Source organism: Streptomyces lushanensis, assembly GCF_001700515.1.
GTDB classification, from domain to species: domain Bacteria; phylum Actinomycetota; class Actinomycetes; order Streptomycetales; family Streptomycetaceae; genus Streptomyces; species Streptomyces lushanensis.
Genome location: NZ_MAUD01000547.1, coordinates 1 through 3,019, shown reverse-complemented (window position 1 = coordinate 3,019; position 3,019 = coordinate 1). Strand labels below are relative to the sequence as shown.

Below are 3,019 nucleotides of genomic sequence, written 5' to 3'. Positions count from 1 at the left end.
CCTCGCCCACCCCGACGCCGCGCGCTCGGCCGGCGGGGCGGCGTCGGGGTGGGCGAGGCCGAGGTGGTCCCGCAGAGTGGTGCCCTCGTACTCCGTGCGGAACACGCCGCGTTCCTGGAGCAGCGGGACCACGGTGTCGGCGAAGGCGTCCAGCCCGCCGGGGGTGATGTGCGGGACGAGGATGAATCCGTCACTCGCGTCGGCCTGCACGAAGGAGTTGATGGTCTCGGCGACCGTGGCCGGGGAGCCGACGAAGGACTGGCGGTTGCCGGTCTCGACGACCAGGTCCCGGATCGACCACTTGTTGGCCGCCGCGAGCTCCCGCCACTCCCGGACGGTGGCCAGCGGGTCGCGGTACATCCGTACCTGGGCGCGACCGCGGGCGATGGTGTGCTCGCCGAGGTCCGGGTCGATGTCGGGGAGCGGGCCCTCCGGGTCGTACGCGGACAGATCGCGGTTCCAGACGAATTCCAGATGCTTGATCGCGGTGGCCCCGCTGACCTGCCGGCGGCGCACTTCGCGGGCCAGCTTTTCCGCCTCCGCGTCCGTGTCGCCGAGTACGAAGGTCGCGGCGGGCAGGATCAGCAGCTGGTCGTGGGTGCGGCCGTGGCGGGCGAGGCGGCTCTTGACGTCCGTGTAGAACGCCTGCCCCTCCTTGAGGGTGCTGTAGCGGCTGAAGATCGCGTCCGCGCCCGACGCCGCGAACTCGCGCCCTTCCTCGGAGTCGCCGGCCTGGAAGATGACCGGGCGCCCCTGCGGGCTGCGCGGGACGTCGAACCGTCCGGCGATGTCGAAGTGCGGGCCCTTGTGCACGAAGGCACCGGCCCGCGCGTCCCGCAGGAAGGTGCCCGATTCCTTGTCGGCGGCTATCTCGTCGCCCTGCCAGGAGTCGAACAGCTCGGTGGCGGTGCTCAGGAACTCCCTCGCCCGCGAGTAGCGCTCGTCCTGCGGCAGGAAGCCGCCGCGCCGGAAGTTCTCGCCGGTGAAGGCGTCCCACGAGGTGACGACGTTCCAGGCGGCGCGGCCGTCCGACAGATGGTCGAGGCTGGCGAACTGGCGGGCCACCTCGTAGGGCTCGTTGAAGGTCGAGTTGATCGTGCCGGTCAGGCCGAGGCGTTCGGTGACGGCGGCGAGCGCGGTCAGGACGGTGAAGGTGTCGGGCCGCCCCACCACGTCCAGGTCGTAGATCCGACCGCCCTGTTCCCGCAGCCGCAGGCCCTCGGCGAGAAAGAGGAAGTCGAACTTGGCGCGCTCGGCGGTCCGCGCGAAGTGCGCGAACGAGCTGAACTCGACGTGGCTGCCCGCCTCGGGGTCGCTCCACACGGTGGTGTTGTTGACGCCGGGGAAGTGCGCGGCGAGATGGATCCGCTTCAGTGGCGTGGCGGACTTCGGTGACGTGGTGTGCGGTGGCGTGGTGGACGTGCTCATCACTCGTACGGTCCTTCCGGCTCAGGCGGCGGCGTAGCGGTTGGCGGGGCGGGGCAGTCCGAGCAGCCCGCGCAGGGTGCTCGCCTCGTACGCGGTACGGAAGAGGCCGCGGCGCTGGAGTTCGGGCACCAGGCGGCGGGTGATCTGCTCCAGGTCGTGCGGGAGGACGGCGGGCCGCAGCCGGAACCCGGTCAGTCCGGCGTCCCGCCATTCCTCCAGCAGGTCCGCGAGTTGCGCGGGTGACCCGGTGAAGACGCGGGCGTCCCCGCTGTACGCGGCACCGGCCCGTTCGTCCAGCCGGGCCCTGCGGTCCGCGGCGGCGGCGGGGTCGTCGTCGAGGAGGACCACCAGGTCGCCGAAGACGTGCACGGTCTCGCCGGCGCGGCCGGCGGAGTCCTGCGCCGCGCGGATCTCGGCCAGCACGGCGCGGGCGTCGGCGGCGTCGCCCGGGGTGACGAATCCGATGTCGGCCGAGCGTGCGACCAGTTCGTACGGGACGGTCGCGTGCGCCAGCGCGGCGACGAGCGGCTGTCCCTGGGGCGGGCGCGGTGTGATCGAGGGGCCCTTCACATGGAAGTGCGGGCCTTCGAAGTCGATGTAGTGCAGCTTGTCGCGGTCGATGAAGCGGCCGGTGGCGGCGTCGCGGATCTCCGCGTCGTCCTCCCAGCTGTCCCAGAGCCTGCGCAGCACCTCGACATAGTCGGCGGCCTCGTCGAACAGCTCCTTCAGCCACGGCTGTCCCGCCGACGTGGCCAGGTCCTCGGCCCGCAGGTCCGGCACCGTACGGCGGCCGAAGTGCGTGGCCTCGTCGGCGCGTACGGACACCCTGACCTGGATTCCGGCCCGTCCGGCGCTCACGAAGTCGAGGGTGGCGATCGCCTTGGAGAGATGGAAGGGCTCGGTATGGGTGACCACCGCGGTCGGGATCACCCCGATGTTCCGGGTCGCCGGCGCCACCCGGGCGGCGATCAGGACCGCGTCCAGCCGGCCCCGTACCTGGTCGGTGCGCTCGTCCGGCTCGGGGTGCCGTGAGGTCTGGAGGCTCAGGGAGTCGTCGATGGTCACGAAGTCCAGCAGACCCCGCTCGGCCTCGGTGGCCAGGTCGGTCCAGTACCGCGCGGTGAACAGTTCACCGGGCCGGGCGCCGGGCTCCCGCCAGGCCGCGGGATGCCAGCCGGCGCCGTCGAGGGCGACGGCCAGGTGGAGGGCTGTGTGTGCTGCTCGGGGCATGGGCGTACCGCTTCCTGTGAGCATGCCGAAAGATGTCCGCAAGGTGTCCGCGCCGGTGCTCGGTCGGGGTGGAGGGTCGGCGAAAAGGGGGACGGGGGAGCCCCATGTGAAGGGAGGGAAGAAGAAAGAAGGGCTCCGGTACGGAGTCGGCCCGGGCGGACCCGGTACCCCGGTACGAAGACCGGCCGGTCAGGGTCTAGGCGGCGGAGTGTCGCGCGGCGACGGGCTCGGACGCCGGACACAGCGCGGCGGCGACACGCTGGAGGTCGATGTGCCGCCGCGTGTACATGGCAATGGTGACCAGGGGCCGCCGAGGAACGTCCCGCACCGCCGTCACCTCCGTCCCGGCCGGCTCGCGCCG

General features: G+C 72.1%; 3 protein-coding genes. All 3 read right to left on the bottom strand.

Features of this window, described 5'->3' with window-relative positions:
* Positions 1-1,428 (bottom strand): NtaA/DmoA family FMN-dependent monooxygenase (locus BFF77_RS31050; RefSeq protein WP_066956722.1); only part of this gene is annotated, 1,428 nt, incomplete at its 3' end.
* A 21-nt stretch (positions 1,429-1,449) separates the two neighbouring features.
* Positions 1,450-2,658, bottom strand: coding sequence for an LLM class flavin-dependent oxidoreductase (locus BFF77_RS31045; RefSeq protein WP_066956719.1), 1,209 nt, complete (start codon positions 2,656-2,658; stop codon positions 1,450-1,452).
* 196 nt (positions 2,659-2,854) lie between these two features.
* Complete coding sequence (locus BFF77_RS38320) at positions 2,855-2,947, bottom strand: putative leader peptide (protein ID WP_425424454.1); 93 nt, start codon at positions 2,945-2,947, stop codon at positions 2,855-2,857.
* Between the last annotated feature and the right edge of the window lie 72 nt (positions 2,948-3,019).

What these genes read in the sequence shown, in the direction of transcription:
- BFF77_RS31045 (WP_066956719.1), bottom strand. Translation starts at nt 2,658, where the DNA reads ATGCCCCGAGCAGCACACACAGCCCTCCACCTGGCCGTCGCCCTCGAC.
- BFF77_RS38320 (WP_425424454.1), bottom strand. Translation starts at nt 2,947, where the DNA reads ATGTACACGCGGCGGCACATCGACCTCCAGCGTGTCGCCGCCGCGCTG.